Here is a 21523-nt window from a genome sequence, read left to right on the forward strand (position 1 = left end):
TTTTACCCGCAGGCCTCACGCAGGTTCGAACGTCGCATGTAACAAAATGCTTGCGATGCGGCGCGCGACGATCGGCGAAGCATCGGCACGCGCGGCCGGGCCGGTTCGGTGCGGCCCGTCCGCGCGCGCCCGGCGTCTGGTTCTCAGCGCAGGTATCCCGCCTGCCGGAACCAGTCGAGCGCGTCGCGAATGCCTTCGCGGTACGGCCGCGCGCGATAGCCGAGCTCGCGCTCGGCCTTCGCCGACGTGAAATACATCTTGTTCTTCGACATCCTGAGCCCGTCGACCGTCACGAACGGCTCGCGCTTCGTCAGCTTCGCCACCGCCTCCGCGCCGAGCGCGATCGGATACAGCGGCCAGCGCGGCAGCGCGATCGTCGGCGGCTTGCGGCCCGTCAATTGCGCGATGTCCGCGAGCATCGTCTGCAGCGGCAGGTTCTCGCCGCCGAGGATGTAGCGCTCGCCGATCCGCCCGCGCTCGAGCGCGAGCAGGTGGCCAAGCGCGACGTCGTCGACGTGCACGAGGTTCAGCCCCGTGTCGACGAACGCCGGAATCTTGCCGAGCGCGGCTTCGACGATGATCCGGCCGGTCGGCGTCGGCTTCACGTCGCGCGGGCCGATCGGCGTCGACGGATTGACGATCACCGCGGGCAGCCTGTCGTCGGCGATCATCCGCTCGACCGCGCGCTCGGCGAGCACCTTGCTGCGCTTGTACACGCCGATCGCCTGCTCGGCCGTGAGCGGCGACGATTCGTCGGCCGAGGCGCCCGACGGCGTCACCTTCAGCGTCGCGACGCTGCTCGTGTAGACGATCCGCTCGACGCCCTCGGCGAGCGCCGCGCGCATCGTGGCGACCGCGCCTTCGAGATTCGCGCGCTCGATCTCGAGCGGATCGGGCGCCCACAGCCGGTAGTCGGCGGCGACGTGCAGCAGGTAGCGCACGCCGCGCAGCGCGGCGCGCATCGACGCCTCGTCGCGCATGTCGCCCGTCGCGATCTCGGCGTCGAGATCCGCGACGTTCGTGCGCGGGCTGGTCTGCCGCACGAGCACGCGCACCCGGTAGCCTTGCCGCCGCGCGGCGCGCGCGACGGCGGAGCCGACAAAACCGGATGCGCCGGTCACCAGAACGAGATCGCGTTGTGTGTCAGTCATGGTCCTCATGGCCGCGCGGCCGTGCGGCGCGGCGTGTTGTACGTCGTGCGAGATTGTACGTGGTCGCCCCGGATGCGCGGCGCGCGGTTTCGTCGAGCATCGTTCGCGCCGCGCGACTACAATGCCGGGCTTGGATCGACTGGACGACACGGGGGATGCGATGAGCGGCGACGATCTGGACGAGCGGATCGAAACCTATTACGTGCGGGTGCGCGGCGTGGTGCAGGGCGTGGGCTTTCGGCACGCGACCGTGCGCGAGGCGCATGCGCTGAAGCTGCGCGGCTGGGTCGCGAATCTCGACGACGGCTCGGTCGAGGCGATGCTGCAGGGCCCCGCGCCGCAGATCGACCGGATGCTCGCGTGGCTGCGTCACGGCCCGAGCGCCGCGCACGTGACCGAAGTGACGTTCGAGGAGCGCCAGACCGACAAGCGCTTCGAGCGCTTCCAGCAGCATTGAGCGCTGCGGCCGATTATCCGCAGGCGGGGCGCGGGATCGCGCTGTCGGTCGCGGCGTCGGCGCTGTTCGCACTGTTGTCCGCGTACGCGAAGCTGCTCGCGCCGCTGACGGGCCTCGACATCTTCGCATGGCGGATCGTGTGGACCGCGCCCGGCGCGATCGCGGTCGTCGTGCTGCGCGGCCGCTGGCCCGCGTTGCGCGAGCTGCTCGCGCACGCGCTCGCGAACCGGCGGTTCGCGCTGTCGCTCGCCGCGAGCGCGGGGCTGCTCGGCCTGCAGCTCTGGCTGTTCCTGTGGGCGCCGCTGCACGGCCGGATGCTCGAGGTGTCGCTCGGCTACTTTCTGCTGCCGCTGACGATGGTGCTCGTCGGGCGCTTCCATTACCACGAACGCTTGAGCGGGCTGCAATGGCTTGCGCTCGCGTGCGCGGCGGCGGGCGTCGCGCACGAGATCTGGGCGACGCGCGCGTTCGCGTGGCCGACGCTCGTCGTCGCGCTCGGCTATCCGCCTTACTTCGTGCTGCGACGCCGCGTGAACGCGGATTCGCTCGCGCTGTTCTCGGTCGAGATGCTCGTGCTGCTGCCCATGGCGGCCGCGACGCTCGCGACGGGCGGCACGAGCGTCGCCGGCCGGCCGCTGTTGTGGACGATGCTGCTGCCGGGCCTCGGCGCGATCAGCACGCTCGCGCTCGCGAGCCATCTGAAGGCGAGCCGCATGCTGCCGATGGCGCTCTTCGGGATTCTCGGCTACGTCGAGCCGGTGCTGCTCGTCGCGGTCGCCGTGCTCGTGCTCGGCGAGGCGCTGTCGTGGCAGCAGCTCGCGACGTATGCGCCGATCTGGGCGGCCGTCGCGCTGACCGCGTGGCACGGCTTCCTGATCGCGCGGAGGTAGGCGGGCGCGGTCGGTTGTCGACCGATTCTCCCCGCGTGAATTGCCTCCGGCCGCGACAGGCACGCCGCATGCCCGCGCATATCGGTGGCCCGCGACGCGCGCTGTAATCCGCCTAAAGATTTCGTTGCATTTTGTTACTTAGGGCATACCCTGAGCGGCGATTAGAATTTTTAAGACGATTTCCTTCGCTTCCTCTTTCGCCCACGGGCCCGCCCATGAACGGTCATGTCTTCACGTCGCAGGGGCGCTGCTCCTTCACGTCGGCGCATTGCCGCGCATTCCGCCGGCATTCGCGTTCCGTCGCGGCCAAACGGTTCGCGATCCTGATTTCCCTGTTTCCCGTCGGGTGCCCGGCGCTCGCCGCACGCATCGGCCCGGCTGCGCGATGAGCGGTTCCGCGATGTCATCGCCCGCGCCGGCCGGCCGCTCGATCGAGGTCGATTTCTTTCGTGGCCTGGTGTTGCTGACGATCGTCGTCGATCACATCGGCGCGAGCGTGCTGTCGCGCGTGACGCTGCACGCGTTCGCGCTGTGCGACGCGGCCGAGGTGTTCGTGTTCCTCGGCGGCTTCGCGACCGCGAGCGCGTTTCTCGCCGTCAGCGCGCGTCACGGCGCGGGCGCGGCGCGGCGGCGCTTCGTGCGCCGCGCGGCGCAGATCTACCGCGCGTTTCTCGCGACGTCGACGCTGATGCTTGTCGTATCGGCCGTGCTCGATCACTACGGCATCGACGCGCCGAACATGGCGCTCGACGACATCAGCGTGCTGCTCGCGTCGCCGCTCACCGGGCTCGTCGAACTGCTGACGTTCAAGCGGCAGCCGTATCTCGCGGCGGTGCTGCCGATGTACGTGCTGTTCGCGCTCGCGACGCCCGCGATCGTGCCGCTCGCGCGCGCCAGGCCGTGGTGGCTGCTGTTCGGCAGCGTGCTGCTGTGGAGTTGCGCGCCGTGGCTCGCGGCGCAACTCATCGACACCGATTCGTTTCGCTGGAGCTTCAATCCGTTTGCGTGGCAACTGATGTTCGTGCTCGGTGCGCTCATGCGCTGCTGGCCGCTGCACCGCGACGTCGCGACGCGGCCGGGCGGCGCGGCGATCACCGCCGTCGCGCTCGCGATCGTGCTCGCATGCGCGTACTACAAGCTGTTCTCCGGGCTGCCGCTGCCGGAGGGCGAGCTCAAGCGCCATCTCGCATGGCCGCGCGTGATGAATTTCGTCGCGTTCGCATGGCTGATGGCCGAACTTGTTCGGTACGGCTGGATTGCGAGGATCGCGCGAGCGGCGCAGCCCGTCGTCGCGGTCGGACAGCGCGGGATGCTGTGCTTCGTCGTCGGCGCGGCGATCTCGCTGACGCTCGATTCGGTGCTGCACGGCATGCACGGCAGCGCGCGCATGCCGCAGCTCGGCGTCGGCCTTGCCGCTGACGCCTGCGCGCTCGCGCTGATGCTGACCGTCGCGCGCTCCGGTCTGCTGTTCCAGCGCTGGCGCAGGAGCGTCGCCGCGTGAAGCGGGCGAACGTGACGCGCCAGAGGGCCGCTCCGCGCGCGTTCGTCGCCCGCCTCGCGCGCGTCGCTCATCCCGCGGCGAAGAGCGGCGGCAGCGTCGCGACGTCCTGCAGTTCGTCGAGCCGCCACAGCCGGTCGAGCGCCGTGCGCATTCGCTGCGCGCTCAGGCGCGCGCCGCCGTTCTTCACGAATTTCGCTTCGAAATCCTCACGACGCATCGGCCGTGTCGGCGAGCCCGGCAGATCGTCGATCTGCTGCGCATAGACCGCGCCGTCGCGGCAATGCGCGGTCACGCGATTCGCCGCGCGCGCTGGGTAGCCCGCCGTCAGCGCCGGATCTTCCTCGACGCGGATCTTCGCGATCAGCGCGCGCAGCGCCGGATCGCGCAGCGCGGCGTCCGAGAAGCTCGTGGTCCGGATATCGCCGTCGAGCATCGCGCGCGCGACGACGTACGGCAGACTGTGGTCGGCGGTTTCGCGCGTCGACGGCTTCCATTTCTCCGGCTCGCTGCCGGCCGTCACGTAGCCGACGCGTGTCGTGTGCACGTCGATGCGGCGAATCCGGCTCAGGTCGCCCGCTTGCGACGCGACGTCGATCGCGGCCGGAATCGCGGTCTGCGTAAAGCCTTGCGCCGGGTAGTACTTGACGAAGCAGCGCGCGATCCTGAACGGTTCGCCGCGTCCGCCGAAACGGCTCGTGTCGAGCTCGAACGGCCCCGACACCTGCCGGAAGAAACCCGCCTCGCCCTCGAAGATCGGCGACGGCCCGGTGAGCCCCGCGCGCGCGAGCAGCGTCGAGAACACCGCGTTGCGCGCGGCGTCCGCGTCGGCAAGCGCTTTCCAGTTCGACAGTTCCTGCACGCGCGTCTGGTTCAGCGCGAGATGGCTGTTGAGCGACAGGTTCACGGCCTGCGTGAGCGAGTCGACCGGCATGCGCATCAGCTTGCCCGCCGCGAGCGCGGCGGCGGGCAGCGAGTAGCACGTGTGGTCCCAGCCGCGCGGGCTGATCTCGGCCGCGTCCATCAGCCGGCACGCGATCTCGTACGCGAGCGCGATCGACAGGATCAGGTCGCGGCCGCTCGCGTGCTGCGCCTCGGCCACCGCGACGCACGCGGCGATGTTGTCGCTCGGATGGCCGATTTCGCGGCCCGCGTATGCGTCGTTGAAGTCGAAATAGCGCAGCGCGGTGCCCGTCGCGAACGTCGCGAGATCGGGGCTCGTTCGCTCGGCAGTCCCGATGATCGTCGACGGTCCGCCGCCGATGCTGCGCGCCGCGTCGCGCGCGATGCGCACGGGCGGCTCGTCGAGCGCGGCGAGCGTGCAGCCGAGCGCGTCGATCAGATGCGACTTGACGGTGTCGATCGTCGCCGAGTCGAGATCCTCGTAGCGCAATCCCGCCGCGTATTCGGCGAGCTGCCGCGCGAGCGTGGGCGCCGGCGCTGCGTTCGGTTGTGCGCGCGCGCGAAGCGGTGCGAGCGTCGCGGCGAGCGGCAGGCCGGCTGCGGCGGCGAGGAAATGGCGTCGATTCATGGTGGCGGGGCTCCTGTGGTGAAGGGATCGAGGCGCGCGGCTCAGAACAGCTTGCGCACGCCGACGGCGACGCCCGCGCTGCCGGAGCGGCCGCCGGCAAGCGAGTAGTGGAGGAAGCCGTAGTTGTAATCGTCGAAGTCGAGCGCCGCGTGGCGCGCGTAGCCGGCCGCCGCGTACAGCGTCGTCGTTTTCGATGCGAAGTAGTTGAGCTGCAGCGTCGCCTGTTGCGGCGTGCCCGATGCATGCTGCGCCGTCGGCGTGCGCGCCGGGTTTTGCGCGCGCACGCGCTCCGCGTACAGCGCGCCGATCAGTTGAACGACCGGCGTGATCGCCTGACGCACGCCGATCCACCAGAACGTGTAGCGCGTGACGACCGACGGCGTCGCGACGCCGCCTTGCCCATGCGCGACGCCCGCGATCAGTTGCGTCGCCTCGAAGGTCAGCATCGCGGCGGCCGCGTAGCGGCGGAAATGCGCGAAGCTGCCGGCTTGCGGCGTGTGCACGTCGTCGTACGCGAACGCGAACGACAGCGCGCCGCCCGTGTAATCGAAGCCCGCGCCGTGCGCGGCGCTCGCCTGGAATGCGCCCGGCTCGTTGCTGAACGCGTAGTGCGCCTCGAACGTCATCGGGCCGACCGTCGCGAGATATTTGACGACGTTGTTCTCGCGGAAGTTGATGCCGATGATCGCACCATCCGGTTCGTACAGCGTCGAATACGCGCCCGTCGGCGAGTAGTGCTCCATGATGTCGAACAGCGTCGTGTACTGGCGGCCGAAGCGCAGCGTGCCCCAGCGCGGATGCTCGAGTGCGACCCACGCGGAACGGTCGAAGCCGCCCGCGCCCGTGCCGGTGCCGTTGTTCAGGTTGATGCCGCTCTCGAGCCGGAACGCGGCGCGCCAGCCGCCGCCGAGCGCCTCGGCGCCCTTGATGCCCCAGCGCGAGCCGCTCTTGCCGCCCGAGCCCATCCGCGCGAGCGCGGCGGGCTCGCCTTTCGCACTCGCCTGGTTCGTCGCGTACTCGATGTACGCGTCGGCGACGCCGTAAAGCGTCAAGCTCGTTTGCGCGCATGCGCCGGCCGAGACGAGGCCCAGTCCGCACAGCGCGGACAGTCGTTTATCCATCGTTGTCTCCACCTATGTTTCCGCTTTTTCTTTCTTTGGGATCGTTCTTCGTCGTGCTTGCTGCTGTCGCTGCTACTTCGGCTTGCGACCGGTGCCTTCGCCGTGGTCATGGCCGCCGCAGCCGCCTGCATCGTCGCGGTCGAGGCGGCGATTGCCGGTGGCCGGCAGGTCGGCATCGAACACGGTCTGTCATGCGCGCGGCGATGCGACGCCGCCCGGTCATCGCTCCGGACCGGGCGTGTGCGTTGGCCGCGGGCGCGTATCGGATGGCGGCGCGCGTCACGCTGCCGCGCTTCGTCGCGGGCGGCGCGCGATCGCGTCGGCGTGCGCGAGCACGTTGCGCGCGTGCGCGACGCCCGGCGCGTCGACCATCCGGTTGCCGACGCGCAGCGCGCCGCGGCCGTTCGCGCGCGCGTCGTCGTAAGCGGCGACGACCTCGCGCGCGGCGCGGACCGCGGCGTCGGACGGGCGAAACGCGCGATTGAGCACGTCGACTTGCGCAGGATGGATGCAGGTCGCGCCGGCGTAGCCGAGGTCCGCCGATTCGCGCGCGAGCCGCTCGAACATGTCGAGGTCGCGAATTTCGTCGAGCCCGCCAACGAGCCCGAGCGGCTGAATGCCCGCCGCGCGCGCGGCGATCACGAGCAGTTGCTTCGGCACGCGCAGCACATCCGCGCGCGCCTCGGCGCCGCAGTGCAGCGCGAAATCGCCGCCGCCGAGCATCATCGCGGCGATGCGCGGCGACGCGCGCGCGATCCGCTCCATCGCCTGGAATGCGCCGGGGGTTTCGATGATCGCGACGATCCGCGTGTGGCCCGCGGCGATGCCGTGCTCGGCTTCGAGCGTGTCGAGCAGTTCGTCGATCGCCTCGACATGCGACGCGCCGCGCACCTTCGGCAGCACGACGCCGTGCACGCCCGCCGCCAGCGCCGCGCGCAGGTCCGCGACGAGCGGTTCGAGCGGTCCGTTCACGCGCACGAGCACCTCGCGCCCGGCGGCGGCGAGGCCGCCCACCGTATCGGCGAGACCGTCGCGCGCGGGCGTCTTCCATTCGGGCGGCACGCTGTCTTCGAGATCGAGGATCAATGCATCGGCGTCGCAGTCGGCCGCCTTCGCGACGAAGCGCGGCACGTGCGCGGGAACGTAGAGCAGCGAGCGCCAGACCGGCTCGTTCGATGTTTTCATGTCTGTTCTAAAAAATGAAAGTCACTTTCATTTTTGTCGATTGTGGCGTAACGTCAAGTCTGTCGTTAACCCTGATAATCATGAGTATCGGGTAAACATCGACGTGTTTCTGAGACCTGACCCGTTGTTTTTCAGACGTTAGTTTGTATAATGAAAGTGACTTTCAAAAATTTGATTGCGGCCGACCCGATGCCCGGAAAGGCCGTGACGACGAGGCAGACATGACGAATCAGACGGATGGCGGCGTGGCCGCGGTCAATCGGGCGCTCGCGGCGCTCGTCGCGTTCGGCGAAGCGCCGGGCGGCCTGACGCTCGCTCAGGTCAGCGAAGCGTCGGGCGTCAACATGAGCACGCTGCTGCGGATGTTCGAGTCGCTCGAACGGTTTCGCTTCATCAAGCGGCTCAACGACGGCCGCTACGTGCTCGGGCCCGCGGTGTTCCAGCTCGGGATGATGTATCGCGAGTCGTTCCAGTTGCGCGAGCACGTCGTGCCCGTGCTCGACGCGCTCGGCGCGGAGACGGGCGAAACGACCGCGTTCTACGTGCGCGAGGGCGACCAGCGCGTGTGCCTGTTCCGCATCCATCCGCGGCGCGCGGTGCGGACCTATCTGCGCGAGGGCGATCGCTATCCGCTCGACGTGGGCGCAGCGGGGCGCGTGCTGCTCGCGTTTTCCGGCGCGCGCGGCGGCGGCTTCGAGAAGACGGCCGCGCAGGGCTATGCGGTGTCGCTCGGCGAGCGCGATCCGGACAGCGCGGCGATCGCGTGCCCGGTGTTCGGCGTCGGTCGCTCGCTGATCGGCGCGCTGTCGCTCGGCGTGCCGCGCTTTCGCTTCAACAAGAAGGTGCAGGCCGATTATCTGCCGCGCGTGCAGGCCGCCGCGAACGCGCTCACGCATGCGCTCGGCGGCGATCTGCCGTCGGCGGCGGGCGTCGCGCAGGTCGTCGATCTGTTCGGTGCGGCGCACGAATGACATGAGAACGGCGGCGGCCGGCATGCGGCCGGGCGTCGGCCGGTGACGGACCGGATTCGAATCGGGGGCAACGATGGATGTTCGACAAACGCAGGTCGAGGAATGCGCGTCGCCGCGCCGCCGCGCGGACACGGGGCCGATTCACGCGAAGCGCTTCGACGCCGACGCGCGCGGCCCGCTTGCGGGCGTGCGCGTCGTCGATCTGTCGAGGCTGATGGCGGGCAACATGCTGAGCCTGCAGCTCGCGGATTTCGGCGCCGACGTCGTGAAGGTGGAGAACGAGCGCGGCGACACGCTGCGCGCGGTCGGCGCGGGCGGCGTCAGCACGAACTGGAAAGTGTACGGGCGCAACAAGCGCAGCGTGTGCGTCGATCTGCGCTCGGCCGATGGCATCGACATCGTGAAGCGGCTCGTGCGCGATGCCGACGTGTTCGTCGAGAGCTTCAAGCCGGGCGTTCTCGAGCAGATGGGGCTCGGGCCGGACGTGCTGCTGGCGCTGCGTCCGTCGCTCGTGATCGCGCGCATTTCCGGATGGGGGCAGACGGGCCCGTACCGGCACAAGCCGGGCTTCGGCACGCTGGCCGAAGGATACGCGGGCTTCGCGTCGATCAACGGCTTCGCGGATCGCGAGCCGGTGCTGCCACCGATGTTCCTCGGCGACATGACGGCCGGGCTGTCTGGCGCGATCGCGGTGCTGGTCGCGCTGCACGCGTGCCGCGACGGCGCGCGGGGGCAGGTGATCGACGTGTCGCTGTTCGAGCCGCTGTTCTCGATTCTCGGGCCGGCCGCCGCGAACTACGTGCTGACGGGGCGCGTGAAGGAGCGCACCGGCAGCCGCTCGTCGAACACCGCGCCGCGCAACGCGTACCGCACGCGCGACGACAAGTGGCTGTGCCTGTCGAGCTCGACGCAAGGCATGGCGGAGCGGCTGTTTCGCGCGATCGGCCGCGCGGACCTGATCGATGATCCGCGCTACGCGACGAACGTGCAGCGCGTGCAGCACGCGGGCGAGCTCGACGCGATCGTCGGCGCGTTCGTCGCTGCGCGCGATCTCGCCGACAACCTCGCGTTTTTCGAGAAGGCCGGCGTGACGGTCGGGCCGATCCTCGACATCGCGCAGATCGTTCAGGATCGCTACGTGATCGAGCGCGAGGCGATCGTCGAGTTGCCCGACGACGACGTCGGCAGCTTGCCGATGCACGGTGTCGTGCCGCGCCTGTCCGGCACGCCGGGCGGTTTCAGGCGGGCCGCGCCGAAGCTCGGCGAGCACAACCGCGAGATTCTGTTGCCGTTGCTCGGCGCGCACGAGTACGCGCGGCTGGCCCGGAACGGCGTGATTCGGCCGGAATGAGGCCGCTTGCCGCGCATCGTGCCGCGTACCGGCGCGATGCGGCACGATCAAGGAGACGCATCGATGGAACGAAGATGGAAACGGCGCCCGGCTGGGTCGAACTGGGGTGAATTTGGAGATGAGGACCAGAAGGGGCGGCTGAACTGGCTGACGGAGGGGAAGGTGCTGGAGGGGCTGTTGGAGGTGAAGGTGGGGAAGGTGTTCTCGCTGAGCCTGCCGCTGGACGTGCCGCGGGGTGGAGGGCTGAACGCGCGGCGGCAGCCGCCGCGGGTGATGGCGGCGCAACTGGGGGGGCGTCCGTACTTTGGGTATAGGGCGGACGAATCGGCGCGCAACGCGACGGACGTGGTGTGCGACGACGCGTTCTGCGTGCACTCGCAGTACTCGACGCAGTGGGATGCGCTGTCGCACGTGGGCGGGGTGTTCGACGCGGACGATGATGGGCATGCGGAGGTGGTGTTCTACAACGGCTACCGGTTGGGGGAGCACGTGGTGGTGCCGAAGGAAGGGGACAGCGAGGGCGGCGCGCATGCGCTGGGGATCGAGGTGATGGCGCAGACGGGGGTACAGGGACGCGGAGTGCTGATCGATCTGCGGCACCACTACGGAGACGGGCGGCGCAAGGTGGGCTACGACGCGCTGATGCGGGTGTTGGAGGCGGACCGTGTGGAGGTGGAGCGCGGGGACATGGTGTGCGTGCACACGGGGTTCGCGGAGAGGTTGCTGGGGGAGGAGGCGGGAGCGTTGACGAGGTGTTGCGTGCTGGACGGAGAGGACGGGCGGCTGCTGAAGTGGGTGGACGAGAGCGGGCTGTCGGTGCTGGCGGCGGACAATCACGCGGTGGAAGAGCGGCCCGGGGTGTTGAAGTCGCGGGAGGTCCCCGGCGCGCTGATGCCGTTGCATGAGCTGTGCCTGTTCAAGCTGGGGATTCACCTGGGCGAGCTGTGGAGGCTGACGCCGCTGGCGGAGTGGTTGCGTACGGCAGGGCGCAGCCGGTTTCTGCTGACGGCGCCGCCGCTGCACATTCGCGGGCTGGTCGGCTCTCCTGTCAATCCGGTCGCGACCGTCTGAATTCGCGGCATCGGCCTGAATCGTCAGTATTCCCATTCGATTTCGAATAACCCGGCGCGCTCGGCGACGCCGGATCATGGAGGAGACGCCATGTCGGACGTTCAAGCTGCGTCGCTCGCGGCGCGCATCGATCGCCTGCCCGCAACCGCGACGATCTGGAAGCTCGTCTGGGTGCTGAGCATCGGCGGCTTCTTCGAGGTGTACGACCTGTTCCAGATGACTTACCTGCCCGCCGGCATGATACGGGACGGCATTTTTCATGCGGGCGCGCGCGGCGCGTTCGGCATATCGGATCAGGGCGCGCTCGGCGCGGTGACGTTCGCCGGCCTGTTCGTCGGCGAGATGTTCGTGTCGCGGCTCGCCGACCGCTTCGGCCGCCGCGCGCTCTTCACGGGCTCGCTGCTGCTCTACACGGCCGCGAGCGTCGCGATGTGCGTGCAGTCGACCGCGCTCGGCGTGCTCGTATGCCGCTTCGTCGCGAGTTGCGGGGTCGGCGCGGAGCTGATCACGATCGGCGCGTTCCTGTCGGAGCTCGTGCCGAAAGCCGTGCGCGGCCGCGCGTTCGCCGTGTGCTTCGCGATCGGCTATCTCGCGATGCCGGTGCTCGCGTTCGTGTCGTGGCTATGGGTGCCGCACGCGCCGCTCGGCATCTCCGGCTGGCGCTGGGTCGTGCTGCTCGGCGGCAGCGGCGCGGCCGTCGTCTGGTGGCTGCAGTCGCGCTTGCCCGAGTCGCCGCGCTGGCTCGCGGAGCGCGGCCGCGCTGCGCAGGCCGATGCGATCCTGAGCCGGCTCGAAGCGTCCGTCGAGCGCGAGGCCGGCCGGCCGCTGTCGCCCGTCGACGTGCCGCGCCACGCGATTGCATCGTCGCGCCGCGCATCGATGTGGGACGCCGACAATCGCGGCCGCACGGCGATGCTGATCGTGTTCAACGCATTCCTGAGCATCGGCTTCTTCGGCTTCAGCCAATGGCTGCCGACGCTGCTCGCCGCGCAGGGCGCGTCGGTGACGAAGAGCCTCTGGTATGCGTTCGTGATCGCATTCGCGTATCCGGTCTCGCCGTTCGCCGCCGCCGTGCTTGCGGACCGGATCGAGCGCAAATGGCTGATCGTCGCGAGCGCGTTCGGCGTCGCGCTGTTCGGCACGGGTTTTGCGATGTCCGCGCATCCCGCCGCGGTAATCGCGTTCGGCGTGCTCGTCACGCTGTGCAACACGGTGCTTGCGAGCAATGCGACCGCATACCAGTCCGAGGTGTTCCCGACCGGGATCCGCAGCCGCGCGCTCGGCTTCGTCCATTCGATCGGGCGGCTCACCGGCATCGCGAGCAGCTTTCTCGTCGCGCTGCTGATCGAGCATGCCGGCGTGTCGTCGGTGTTCGTGCTGATCGGCGCGAGCATGGCGATCGTGATGCTGTCGATCGGCGCGTTCGGGCCGCGGACGAACAACCGCTCGCTCGAGGACATCGTCGGCCACGCGGACGGGCGCGCGGCGAGCGGCGAGCGCCGCGCGGCGTCGGGCGACGCGCGGCAGACGATCGGTTGATGCGCCGGCCCGGCTGGCGAATGGCTCCGTCGCACCTCGATGTGCAACACATCGGTGTGCGACACGGCACAACACAACACGGCACGGCGACGACGCCTCGCGAAGCGGGGCCGCGGTCCGTTCGTTGCGCGGCATCGCACCGGTTTCCTTCGGTGGGTTCGTCGATCGTCATGCACGAAAACGATGCATGAGCAGTGCGCGCAAACGCGAGACACAGCGATCGATAGATGAAGCGTTCGCGTAATGCCTGCGCACGCCTGTTTCGTTTTTGGCATGCGTTTCGGGATCGGAACGCCCCCTCATCACGCGCGTCCATGCCGCGCGTTCGTTGCCTGCATGCACTGCTGCAGCGCGCCAGCGCAGCCCGGAAAGCCTGTTCCGGAAACGCACTAAACCGCGCGCGGCGCTGGTCCGGCGCGGGGCGCGCATTCCCCGCATGAATGTGTGCATCGCAACAATCCATTTCAAATGGTGCGTGCGAATCGCTATCGTGAACGCCACGTTCAACTCCGATTGCGTCCGAAGCGGCGCCACGCGAAGCCACCATGAAGCTGGACCGAAGCGATACCCTGACCGATGCGCACGGCGGCGCGCCTGGCAAGAGCGGACTCTCGCTGCCGCGCACGCTCGTGCTGCCGATCGTGCTCGGCACGCTGCTCAACGCGCTGAATTCGTCGATGATCGCGGTCGCGCTCGTCGACATCCGGCGCGCGTTTTCCGGCGGCGGCGATGTCGACGTCATGTGGCTCGTGTCAGGGCTCTATCTCGCGACCGCGGTCGGGCAGCCGATGATGGGCCGGCTTGCGGACAGCTTCGGCGCGAAGCGGATCTTCCTCGCCGGGCTCGCGATCGTGCTGGCCGCCGCCGCGCTGGCGCCGTGGGCGCCGTCGCTTGGCTGGCTCGTCGCGGCGCGCGTGATGCTCGGGATCGGCACGTCGGCTGCGTACCCGGCCGGCATCGCGATGATCCGCGCGTGGTCGCAGCGCCATGCGCAGGGCGCGACGCCGACGAGCAGCCTCGGCGCGATCTCGATCGCCGCGCAGGTGGCCGTCGCATTCGGCCCGCCGCTCGGCGGCCTGCTCGTGCAGTACGCCGGCTGGCGCGGCGTGTTCTGGGTCAACGTGCCGCTCGTCGTCGTCGCGTTCGTGCTCGGCATGACGTGGCTGCCGGCCGACGCTCCGCGCGCGGGGCAACGCCGTGCGACGCTGCGCGAGCAGGACTGGCTCGGCGCCGCGCTGTTCGTTGCGACGCTCGCGAGCCTGCTGTCGTTCCTGCAAACCGCGTTCGATGCGCCCGACCGGCTGCTGCTCGGCGCATGCATTGCGTTCGGCGCGCTGCTCGTCGGCCACGAGCGCCGCGTCGCCGAGCCGCTCGTCGACGTCCGGATGCTCGCCGGCAATCGCCCGCTCGTCGCGACGTATCTGCGCTGCATCGGCACGTACATGGTGTTTTACGCGATCTTCTATTCGCTGCCGATGTGGCTGCAGGACGTCAAGGGCCTTGCCGCGCGCGACGCCGGCCTCGTGATGCTGCCGATCTCGGCGTTCGGCACGATCACGACGCTCGTCGCGACGCGGCTCACGCATCGCCGCGGATCGCGCCCGGTGCTGGTGTTCGGCTCCGCGATGCTGTGCGTCGGCTGCGGCGTGATGGCGCTGATGTCGGCCGACATGCCGGTATGGGCGATCGTCCCGCTGTCGATCGTGTTCGGGATTCCGAACGGATTCAACAATCTCGGCAACCAGGCGACGCTCTACCGGAGCGCGCCGGGCGAGCGGATCGGTGCGGCGGCGGGACTCTACCGGACCTCGCAGTACGTCGGCGGCGGCTTGTCGTTCGCGCTCGTGGGCATCGCGTTCGGCCATGCGGCGAGCGATCGCGGGCTGCACGCGCTCGCGCTCGCGCTGCTCGCCGTCAGCGCGCTGCTGCTGTTCAACGCGGCGTCGAGCCCGCACATCGACGCGGCCTCTCAACCCATTCCCCAACAGAAGTGAGACCGATTGACATGTCCATTCCTACGCTCAATCCGACCGTTGCCCTCGTGGCGATCGACCTGCAGAACGGCATCGTTTCGCTGCCCGTGGTGCCCCAATCGGGCGGCGACGTGGTTGCGAAGACGGCCGAGCTTGCGAGCGCGTTCCGTGCGCGCAAGCTGCCGGTGATCTTCGTGCACACGAGCTATCAGCCGGACGGCGCCGTCGCGCTGAAGGTGAAGACCGGCGTGCCGCCTTCGCCGCCGAACCTCGATCCCGAATGGAGTGCGTTCGCGCCGGCGCTCGGCGTGCAGCCGCTCGACGTCGTCGTCACGAAGCATCAGTGGGGCGCGTTCACGGGCACCGATCTCGACGTGCAGCTACGCCGCCGCGGGATCACCGACATCGTGCTGACCGGCATCGCGACGAACATCGGCGTCGAGTCGACCGCACGCCAGGCTTACGAAAACAACTACAACGTCGTCATCGTCAGCGACGCGGTCAGCACCTGGTCGACCGACGCGCAGACCTTCGCGCTCACGCAGATCTTCCCGAAGCTCGGGCAAGTCGCGACGGCGTCCGACGTCGAGGCGGCACTGGAGACGCAGCAGGCGCGCTGAAGCGGCCAGCCCGCGCAACGCGCATTCCCCAACGTTTGCCATCCATCGAGGACTAGTGATGATCACGACTGAAGCATGGGTGCTGTATGCCGGCCCCGAACAGACGAAGAAGCACGCGCCGGTGCCCGGCGAGCTGCGCCGGGAGACGTTCCAGTTCGCCGGTCTTGAGGATGACGAAGCGCTCGTCGAGCCGCTGTACGGCTCGTGGGAGGCGAATCTCGACCACGCGCTGTCGCGCAATCCGGTCGACATCTGCCGCCAGCGCGGCGAAGAGAAGATCGTGCTCGGCAACGGCGCGCTCGTGCGCGTCGTCGATCGCGGTCGCGGCGCGAAGCGCCCGGAGATCGGCGAGATCTGCATGGTGATGCCGTTCGGCAAGCGCGATCAAAACGGCTTCGCGGAGCTCGTCTACGCATACGACGCGCCGGGGACGATCGGCGTGATGGCGCGCCGCACGAAGATCCGCGCGGACAATCTCGTGCCCGTGCCGAAGGACAGCCGCCATTCGCTGCTGCAATGGGCGACCTACGGCCGCTACTTCACCGCGTGGGACAACTGGAAGATCGCGTCGAAGTGCTGGCGCGCGCAACTGCCGGACGTCGATCCTGCCGACTATCTGGTGTTCGGCTGGGGCGGCGGCACGACGCTCGCGGAGCTGCAACTGGCGAAGCGCGAGGGCTTTCGCGTCGCGATGACGGCGAGCGGCGACAAGCGCCTTGCCGACATCGAGAAGCTCGGCATCACGCCTGTCGACCGGCGCGGTTTCCCGCATCTCGCGTACGACGAGGAGCGCTACCGCGGCGATCCGGACTATCAGGCGAACTACCGCGCGTCGGAGAGCGCGTTCGCCGAGATCATCGGCGAGCTGAGCGGCGGACGCGGCGTCGCGATCTTCCTCGACAATCTGGGCGGCGCGCTCTATCGCGCGACGATGCGCGTGATCGGCCGCACCGGGATCGTCGCGACGGTCGGCTGGAAGACCGGCATGCGGCTCTGGAACCTGCGCGCGACCGAGTGCATCAATCGCCGGCTGCACATTCACACGCACGCGTGGCGATACGACGACAGCGAGGCGATTCGCGACTTCCAGGAATCGACGGACTGGGTCGGGCCGGAGCCGACCGAGATCTACGATTTCGACGACGTGCCGGCGCTCGCCTCCGACTACGTCAACGGGAAGATCAAGACGTATTTCCCGCTGTATCGGGTCAATCCCGTCTGACGGGACGGCGCCGTCCGGGGCGAAGCGCGCCGGACGACGATTAGTCATCCAAATGAACGGGCCGGATCGCGCGACGCGCTCCGGCCGACGAGCCGATTGGAGAACACGATGACGAACGTGGACATCGATGAGCGGCAAGCCGAGACGCGAACGCGCGCGCACGATGCGCCGCCGCTCGACGGCATCCGCGTGATCGACGCGGCGACGCTGTTCGCCGGCCCGCTCGCGGCGACGATGCTCGCCGATTACGGCGCCGACGTGATCAAGGTCGAGCATCCGACGGGCGACCCCGCCCGCAAGTACGGCGCGCGGCGCGACGACGTGCCGCTCTGGTGGAAGGTGATCGCGCGCAACAAGCGCTCGGTGACGCTCAATCTCGGCCATGCCGACGGTCAGCGGCTGTTTCGCGAGCTCGCGGCGACGGCGGACGTCATCATCGAGAACTTCCGGCCCGGCACGCTCGAGCGCTGGGGGCTCGGCTACGACGTGCTGTCGGCGGTCAATCCGCGCCTCGTGCTCGTGCGCGTGACGGGCTTCGGGCAGTTCGGCCCGTATGCGAGCCGGCCGGGCTTCGGCACGCTCGCCGAGGCGATGAGCGGGCTCGCGTCGGTCACGGGCGAGGCGGGCGGCGCGCCGCTGTTGCCGTCGTTTCCGCTCGCCGACACGATCGCGGGCCTGAACGCCGCGTTCGCGACGCTCACGGCGCTCAAGGCGCGCGAGCGCACCGGGCGCGGCCAGGTCGTCGATCTCGCGATCATCGAGACGATGCTCGCCGCGCTCGGCGCGCAGATCGCGAGCTACGACCAGACGGGCGTCGTGCCGCCGCGCACCGGCAACCGCTCGTCGAACAATTCGCCGCGCGGCGTGTACCGGAGTTCGGACGGCAAGTGGGTTGCGCTGTCGACGTCCGCGCAGAGCATCGCGGAACGCGTGATGCGGCTCGTCGGACGCGCGGATCTCGTCGACGAGCCGTGGTTCGCGACGGGCGCGGGGCGCGCGCGCCACGCGGACGAGCTCGATGCGGCGGTGGGCGGCTGGATCGCGCAACGCACGCGCGATGAGGCGATCGCGGAGTTCGAGCGCGCCGAGGCCGCGATCGCGCCGATCTACGACGTGACCGACGTGCTGCGCGATCCGCAGTACGCGGCGCTCGGCTCGATCGTGACGGTGCGCGACGAGGAGCTCGGCGCGTTCCGCACGCACAACGTGCCGTTCAGGCTGTCCGACACGCCGGGCGCGATCCGCTGGGGCGGGCCGCGGCGCGGCGCGCACAACGACGAAGTGTTCGGCGCGCTCGGCATCGATGCCGGCGAACTCGCCGATTTGACCCAACGAGGCGCACTATGACGAGAAGCGCGAATCACCGCAGTTACCTGTACGTGCCGGCGCACAAGGCGGCTGTCGTCGACAAGGCCTATGCGAGCGACGCCGATGCGATCGTCCTCGACCTCGAGGACGCGGTGCCGGCCACCCACAAGGCCACCGCGCGCGAGGCCGCGGCGAAGATTCTCGCGGCGGGGCCGGCGAAGCCGACCTACGTGCGGGTCAATCCGTATTCGAGCCCGTGGTGCCGCGACGACGTCGCGGCGATCGCGCTGCCCGCGCTGTCCGCGCTGCGCCTGCCGAAGTGCGACGAGCCGCGGGAGATCCGCGAAGTGGCCGCGTGGCTCGACGCACTCGGCAGCGCGGCCGGCATCCAGATCCTGATCGAATCCGCGTACGGCGTCGAAACCGCATATCAGCTCGCGACCGCTTCGCCGCGGCTCGAGCGGATCGGGCTCGGCGAGAGCGATCTGCGCGCGGATCTGCAGATCGGCGTCGACAACTTCACGCTCGAAGTGTGCCGCGCGCGTTGCGTCGTCGCGGCGCGTGCGGCGGGGCTCGCCGGGCCGATCCAGACCGTCTATCACACGCTGACCGATCTCGACGGGCTGCGCGAATCGACGCTGCGCGCGAAGTCGATGGGCTTTGTCGGCCGCTTCGCGATCCATCCGTCGCAGGTGCCGGTGATCAACGAGGTGTTCACGCCGTCCGCCGACGAGATCGAGGCGGCCGAGCGGATTCTCGACGCGGTCGACGCGGCCGCCGGCGCGTCGTCCGCGTCGTCGGTGTTCGTGCTGCCCGACGGGCGCGTCGTCGCGCCGCCGCTGATCGCGAATGCGCGCGTCACGCTCGCGCTCGCGGGCAACCTGCGTTCGAACGGAGCCCTGTCATGAACGAAGCCGATCTGACCATCACACGGGTGGCTGCGCGCCGCGCCGCGCCCGTCGCCACGCCGCCCGCCGACGGCATCGTCGGCGCGCTCGGCCGCTTCGCGGCCGCGGTTCGCATCGACGGGCTCGACCGGCAACTGCGCGAAGAGGCCGCCGCGCGCGTGCTCGACCTGCTCGGCAACAGCCTGATCGCGCATCGCGAGTCCGTCGCGCAGGCGGTGCTGCGCGTCGCGCGCGGCTGGGCGGCACGCGGCCCGGCGGGCGTCGTCGGCGCGCGGGACAGGCTGCCTGCGGCGGGCGCCGCGCTCGTCAACGGCACGCTCGCGCACGCGATGGACTTCGACGATTCGCACATGCTGTCGGTGCTGCATCCGAGCGCGTCGGTGATTCCCGCGGCGCTCGCCGTCGCCGAGGCGACGACCGCTTCGGGCGCGGCGCTCCTCGACGCGATCACGGTCGGCACCGAGATCTGCATCCGGCTCGGCGTCGCCGCGTACAACGAGCGGCTCGGCAATTCGGTGTTCTTCGATCGCGGCCAGCACGCGACCTCGATCTGCGGCACGCTCGGCGCCGCGGCGGCCGCGGCGATGCTGTACGGGCTCGATGCGGTGGGGATCGCGTCGGCGCTCGGCATCGCCGCGAGCATGGGCGCCGGCTTGCTCGAAGCGAACCGCACGGGCGGCTCGGTCAAGCGCGTTCACTGCGGCTGGGCCGCGCACGCGGGCGTGAGCGCGGCGGAATTCGCGGCGGCGGGCGTCACCGCGCCGCCGACCGCGCTCGAAGGCCGGTTCGGCTTCTTCCATGCGTGGTGCGGCGATCTCGCCGATCCGAACGAAGTGTTGAGCCATCTCGGCGACGAATGGGAGACGAGCCAGATCATCTTCAAGCCGTATCCGTGCAACCACTTCACGCACCCGGGCATCGACGCCGCGCTGCAACTGAAGGCCGGGGGCTTGCACGCGGACGAGGTGGCGTCGATCGAGCTGAGCGTCGCGGGCCCGACGCTGCGCACGATCGGCGAGCCCGCCGAAATCAAGATGCGACCGCCGAACGGCTATGCGGCCGCGTTCTCGGGGCCGTACACGGTCGCGGCCGCACTGCTCGGCGGCGGCGGGCTCGGCGTCTGGTTCGACGACTTCGACGATGCGCACGTGCACGATCCCGCGCGGCGCGCGCTCGCCGCGAAGGTGCGCTGCGTCGCCGATCCGTGGTGCGATGCGCGCTTTCCGGCGGGGCTGCCGGCGGTGATGCGCGTGACGACCGTGAACGGGCATGCGCTCGAGGCGCGCATCGAATCGAGCAAGGGCACCAATGCGCGGCCGCTGACCGAGCAGGAGCTGACGGCGAAGTTCATGCTGGCCGCGGGCGCGACGCTCGGCATGCCGTTGGCGCTCGCGCTGCGCGATGCGGTGTCGGCGCTCGTCGACGGCGGGTCGCTCGCGCCGCTCGTGGAATTGACGACCGGCTCGGCCGGCGCGTCGTCGACCGATACGGGAGGCTCGCTTGACTGAACGAAGATGGAAACGGCGCCCGGCTGGGTCGAACTGGGGTGAATTTGGAGATGAGGACCAGAAGGGGCGGCTGAACTGGCTGACGGAGGGGAAGGTGCTGGAGGGGCTGTTGGAGGTGAAGGTGGGGAAGGTGTTTTCGCTGAGCCTGCCGCTGGACGTGCCGCGGGGTGGAGGGCTGAACGCGCGGCGGCAGCCGCCGCGGGTGATGGCGGCGCAACTGGGGGGGCGTCCGTACTTTGGGTATAGGGCGGACGAATCGGCGCGCAACGCGACGGACGTGGTGTGCGACGACGCGTTCTGCGTGCACTCGCAGTACTCGACGCAGTGGGATGCGCTGTCGCACGTGGGCGGGGTGTTCGACGCGGACGATGATGGGCATGCGGAGGTGGTGTTCTACAACGGCTACCGGTTGGGGGAGCACGTGGTGGTGCCGAAGGAAGGGGACAGCGAGGGCGGCGCGCATGCGCTGGGGATCGAGGTGATGGCGCAGACGGGGGTACAGGGACGCGGAGTGCTGATCGATCTGCGGCACCACTACGGAGACGGGCGGCGCAAGGTGGGCTACGACGCGCTGATGCGGGTGCTGGAGGCGGACCGTGTGGAGGTGGAGCGCGGGGACATGGTGTGCGTGCACACGGGGTTCGCGGAGAGGTTGCTGGGGGAGGAGGCGGGAGCGTTGACGGGGTGTTGCGTGCTGGACGGAGAGGACGGGCGGCTGCTGAAGTGGGTGGACGAGAGCGGGCTGTCGGTGCTGGCGGCGGACAATCACGCGGTGGAAGAGCGGCCCGGGGTGTTGAAGTCGCGGGAGGTCCCCGGCGCGCTGATGCCGTTGCATGAGCTGTGCCTGTTCAAGCTGGGGATTCACCTGGGCGAGCTGTGGAGGCTGACGCCGCTGGCGGAGTGGTTGCGTATGGAAGGGCGCAGCCGGTTTCTGCTGACGGCGCCGCCGCTGCACATTCGCGGGCTGGTCGGCTCTCCTGTCAATCCGGTCGCGACCGTCTGAATCGCGACGACCCGAGAGAGAACACGCGGCGGCTTCGGCCGCCGCGTGTTTTTTCGCGCGCCGCCGCTTGCGAATCCGGGATGTTTACAAAAATGACGATCCTTTCCGGCCTGTAACGGAAACCGTGCTCTTATTCTAATTGAGGCAAGGTATTTAAATAATTGGGCTATTCTTTTTCGTCGAATTACTAAATTCAATTTTTATTTGTATTTCGAA

General features: G+C 69.4%; 19 protein-coding genes. 14 read left to right on the top strand and 5 right to left on the bottom strand.

Annotated elements, in window-relative coordinates:
• Nucleotides 1–143: 143 nt before the first annotated feature.
• Nucleotides 144–1151, bottom strand: coding sequence for a hopanoid-associated sugar epimerase (gene hpnA / locus AQ610_RS20400; RefSeq protein ID WP_009916003.1), 1008 nt, complete (start codon nt 1149–1151; stop codon nt 144–146).
• Nucleotides 1152–1311: 160 nt separating this feature from the next.
• Between hpnA and AQ610_RS20405 the strand changes: the two genes are divergently transcribed.
• The 3 genes from AQ610_RS20405 to AQ610_RS20415 all read left to right on the top strand — a co-directional run bounded on the left by AQ610_RS20405 (nt 1312) and on the right by AQ610_RS20415 (nt 3999).
• A complete protein-coding gene (locus tag AQ610_RS20405; protein WP_006029683.1) occupies nt 1312–1608 on the top strand; it encodes an acylphosphatase in 297 nt (98 codons plus the stop codon).
• Nucleotides 1605–2498, top strand: a complete 894-nt coding sequence (gene rarD, locus AQ610_RS20410; RefSeq protein ID WP_006029682.1) for an EamA family transporter RarD — start codon at nt 1605–1607, stop codon at nt 2496–2498. Before AQ610_RS20405 ends, rarD begins: the two co-directional genes overlap by 4 nt.
• Nucleotides 2499–2883: 385 nt before the next feature.
• Nucleotides 2884–3999 (top strand): OpgC domain-containing protein, encoded by a 1116-nt coding sequence (locus AQ610_RS20415; RefSeq protein WP_009915998.1) that lies wholly within the window; start codon nt 2884–2886, stop codon nt 3997–3999.
• Nucleotides 4000–4066: 67 nt separating this feature from the next.
• On the opposite strand, the gene AQ610_RS20420 is transcribed toward AQ610_RS20415, so the two are convergent.
• The 3 genes from AQ610_RS20420 to AQ610_RS20430 form a co-directional block, all read right to left on the bottom strand.
• Nucleotides 4067–5527 carry an MmgE/PrpD family protein gene (locus AQ610_RS20420; RefSeq protein WP_006029680.1) on the bottom strand — a complete coding sequence of 487 codons (1461 nt, stop codon included), beginning with the start codon at nt 5525–5527 and terminating at the stop codon, nt 4067–4069.
• Nucleotides 5528–5568: 41 nt separating this feature from the next.
• Nucleotides 5569–6648: a porin gene (locus AQ610_RS20425; protein ID WP_006029679.1), complete on the bottom strand. Its 1080-nt coding sequence runs from the start codon at nt 6646–6648 to the stop codon at nt 5569–5571.
• Between the two features lie 279 nt (nt 6649–6927).
• The gene (locus tag AQ610_RS20430) at nt 6928–7833 is read right to left on the bottom strand and encodes an HpcH/HpaI aldolase/citrate lyase family protein (RefSeq protein ID WP_006029678.1); all 906 of its coding nucleotides are present in this window, start codon (nt 7831–7833) and stop codon (nt 6928–6930) included.
• A gap of 221 nt (nt 7834–8054) precedes the next feature.
• On the opposite strand from AQ610_RS20430, the gene AQ610_RS20435 reads away from it, so the two are divergent.
• From AQ610_RS20435 to AQ610_RS20450, 4 genes are all read left to right on the top strand, one after another.
• The gene (locus AQ610_RS20435; protein ID WP_006029677.1) at nt 8055–8804 is read left to right on the top strand and encodes an IclR family transcriptional regulator; all 750 of its coding nucleotides are present in this window, start codon (nt 8055–8057) and stop codon (nt 8802–8804) included.
• A 73-nt stretch (nt 8805–8877) separates the two neighbouring features.
• Nucleotides 8878–10155 (top strand): CaiB/BaiF CoA transferase family protein, encoded by a 1278-nt coding sequence (locus tag AQ610_RS20440; protein ID WP_006029676.1) that lies wholly within the window; start codon nt 8878–8880, stop codon nt 10153–10155.
• Nucleotides 10156–10218: 63 nt separating this feature from the next.
• The gene (locus tag AQ610_RS20445; protein WP_045554704.1) at nt 10219–11226 is read left to right on the top strand and encodes a cyclase family protein; all 1008 of its coding nucleotides are present in this window, start codon (nt 10219–10221) and stop codon (nt 11224–11226) included.
• A 90-nt stretch (nt 11227–11316) separates the two neighbouring features.
• Nucleotides 11317–12765 carry an MFS transporter gene (locus AQ610_RS20450; protein ID WP_006029852.1) on the top strand — a complete coding sequence of 483 codons (1449 nt, stop codon included), beginning with the start codon at nt 11317–11319 and terminating at the stop codon, nt 12763–12765.
• Nucleotides 12766–12933: 168 nt separating this feature from the next.
• On the opposite strand, the gene AQ610_RS36265 is transcribed toward AQ610_RS20450, so the two are convergent.
• The gene (locus AQ610_RS36265; RefSeq protein ID WP_162486725.1) at nt 12934–13266 is read right to left on the bottom strand and encodes a hypothetical protein; all 333 of its coding nucleotides are present in this window, start codon (nt 13264–13266) and stop codon (nt 12934–12936) included.
• Between the two features lie 44 nt (nt 13267–13310).
• On the opposite strand from AQ610_RS36265, the gene AQ610_RS20455 reads away from it, so the two are divergent.
• From AQ610_RS20455 to AQ610_RS20485, 7 genes are all read left to right on the top strand, one after another.
• A complete protein-coding gene (locus AQ610_RS20455; RefSeq protein WP_006029850.1) occupies nt 13311–14759 on the top strand; it encodes an MFS transporter in 1449 nt (482 codons plus the stop codon).
• Nucleotides 14760–14770: 11 nt separating this feature from the next.
• Entirely contained in the window at nt 14771–15358 is a 588-nt protein-coding gene (locus AQ610_RS20460) for an isochorismatase family protein (protein WP_009915991.1), read from the top strand.
• A 58-nt stretch (nt 15359–15416) separates the two neighbouring features.
• Entirely contained in the window at nt 15417–16580 is a 1164-nt protein-coding gene (locus tag AQ610_RS20465; protein ID WP_006029848.1) for a zinc-binding dehydrogenase, read from the top strand.
• Nucleotides 16581–16688: 108 nt separating this feature from the next.
• On the top strand, nt 16689–17927 hold the full coding sequence (locus tag AQ610_RS20470; protein ID WP_045554772.1) for a CaiB/BaiF CoA transferase family protein: 1239 nt from the start codon (nt 16689–16691) through the stop codon (nt 17925–17927).
• Nucleotides 17924–18796 (top strand): HpcH/HpaI aldolase/citrate lyase family protein, encoded by an 873-nt coding sequence (locus AQ610_RS20475; RefSeq protein ID WP_006029846.1) that lies wholly within the window; start codon nt 17924–17926, stop codon nt 18794–18796. The genes AQ610_RS20470 and AQ610_RS20475 overlap by 4 nt, the downstream gene beginning before the upstream one ends.
• Nucleotides 18793–20304: an MmgE/PrpD family protein gene (locus AQ610_RS20480; RefSeq protein ID WP_043283415.1), complete on the top strand. Its 1512-nt coding sequence runs from the start codon at nt 18793–18795 to the stop codon at nt 20302–20304. The genes AQ610_RS20475 and AQ610_RS20480 overlap by 4 nt, the downstream gene beginning before the upstream one ends.
• The gene (locus AQ610_RS20485) at nt 20297–21307 is read left to right on the top strand and encodes a cyclase family protein (protein WP_045554703.1); all 1011 of its coding nucleotides are present in this window, start codon (nt 20297–20299) and stop codon (nt 21305–21307) included. The genes AQ610_RS20480 and AQ610_RS20485 overlap by 8 nt, the downstream gene beginning before the upstream one ends.
• Nucleotides 21308–21523 lie beyond the last annotated feature (216 nt).

The sequence above is a fragment of the Burkholderia humptydooensis genome, assembly GCF_001513745.1.
Classification (GTDB): Bacteria; Pseudomonadota; Gammaproteobacteria; order Burkholderiales; family Burkholderiaceae; genus Burkholderia; species Burkholderia humptydooensis.

Excerpts from the sequence above, each read along its gene's own strand:
- AQ610_RS20480 (WP_043283415.1), top strand. The coding sequence starts at position 18,793 with ATGAACGAAGCCGATCTGACCATCACACGGGTGGCTGCGCGCCGCGCC.
- AQ610_RS20455 (WP_006029850.1), top strand. The coding sequence starts at position 13,311 with ATGAAGCTGGACCGAAGCGATACCCTGACCGATGCGCACGGCGGCGCG.
- AQ610_RS20420 (WP_006029680.1), bottom strand. The coding sequence starts at position 5,527 with ATGAATCGACGCCATTTCCTCGCCGCCGCAGCCGGCCTGCCGCTCGCC.
- AQ610_RS20440 (WP_006029676.1), top strand. The coding sequence starts at position 8,878 with ATGGATGTTCGACAAACGCAGGTCGAGGAATGCGCGTCGCCGCGCCGC.
- AQ610_RS20405 (WP_006029683.1), top strand. The coding sequence starts at position 1,312 with ATGAGCGGCGACGATCTGGACGAGCGGATCGAAACCTATTACGTGCGG.
- AQ610_RS20435 (WP_006029677.1), top strand. The coding sequence starts at position 8,055 with ATGACGAATCAGACGGATGGCGGCGTGGCCGCGGTCAATCGGGCGCTC.
- AQ610_RS20445 (WP_045554704.1), top strand. The coding sequence starts at position 10,219 with ATGGAACGAAGATGGAAACGGCGCCCGGCTGGGTCGAACTGGGGTGAA.
- AQ610_RS20465 (WP_006029848.1), top strand. The coding sequence starts at position 15,417 with ATGATCACGACTGAAGCATGGGTGCTGTATGCCGGCCCCGAACAGACG.
- AQ610_RS20450 (WP_006029852.1), top strand. The coding sequence starts at position 11,317 with ATGTCGGACGTTCAAGCTGCGTCGCTCGCGGCGCGCATCGATCGCCTG.
- AQ610_RS20475 (WP_006029846.1), top strand. The coding sequence starts at position 17,924 with ATGACGAGAAGCGCGAATCACCGCAGTTACCTGTACGTGCCGGCGCAC.
- AQ610_RS20470 (WP_045554772.1), top strand. The coding sequence starts at position 16,689 with ATGACGAACGTGGACATCGATGAGCGGCAAGCCGAGACGCGAACGCGC.
- AQ610_RS20460 (WP_009915991.1), top strand. The coding sequence starts at position 14,771 with ATGTCCATTCCTACGCTCAATCCGACCGTTGCCCTCGTGGCGATCGAC.
- AQ610_RS20415 (WP_009915998.1), top strand. The coding sequence starts at position 2,884 with ATGAGCGGTTCCGCGATGTCATCGCCCGCGCCGGCCGGCCGCTCGATC.
- AQ610_RS20425 (WP_006029679.1), bottom strand. The coding sequence starts at position 6,648 with ATGGATAAACGACTGTCCGCGCTGTGCGGACTGGGCCTCGTCTCGGCC.
- AQ610_RS20430 (WP_006029678.1), bottom strand. The coding sequence starts at position 7,833 with ATGAAAACATCGAACGAGCCGGTCTGGCGCTCGCTGCTCTACGTTCCC.
- hpnA (WP_009916003.1), bottom strand. The coding sequence starts at position 1,151 with ATGACTGACACACAACGCGATCTCGTTCTGGTGACCGGCGCATCCGGT.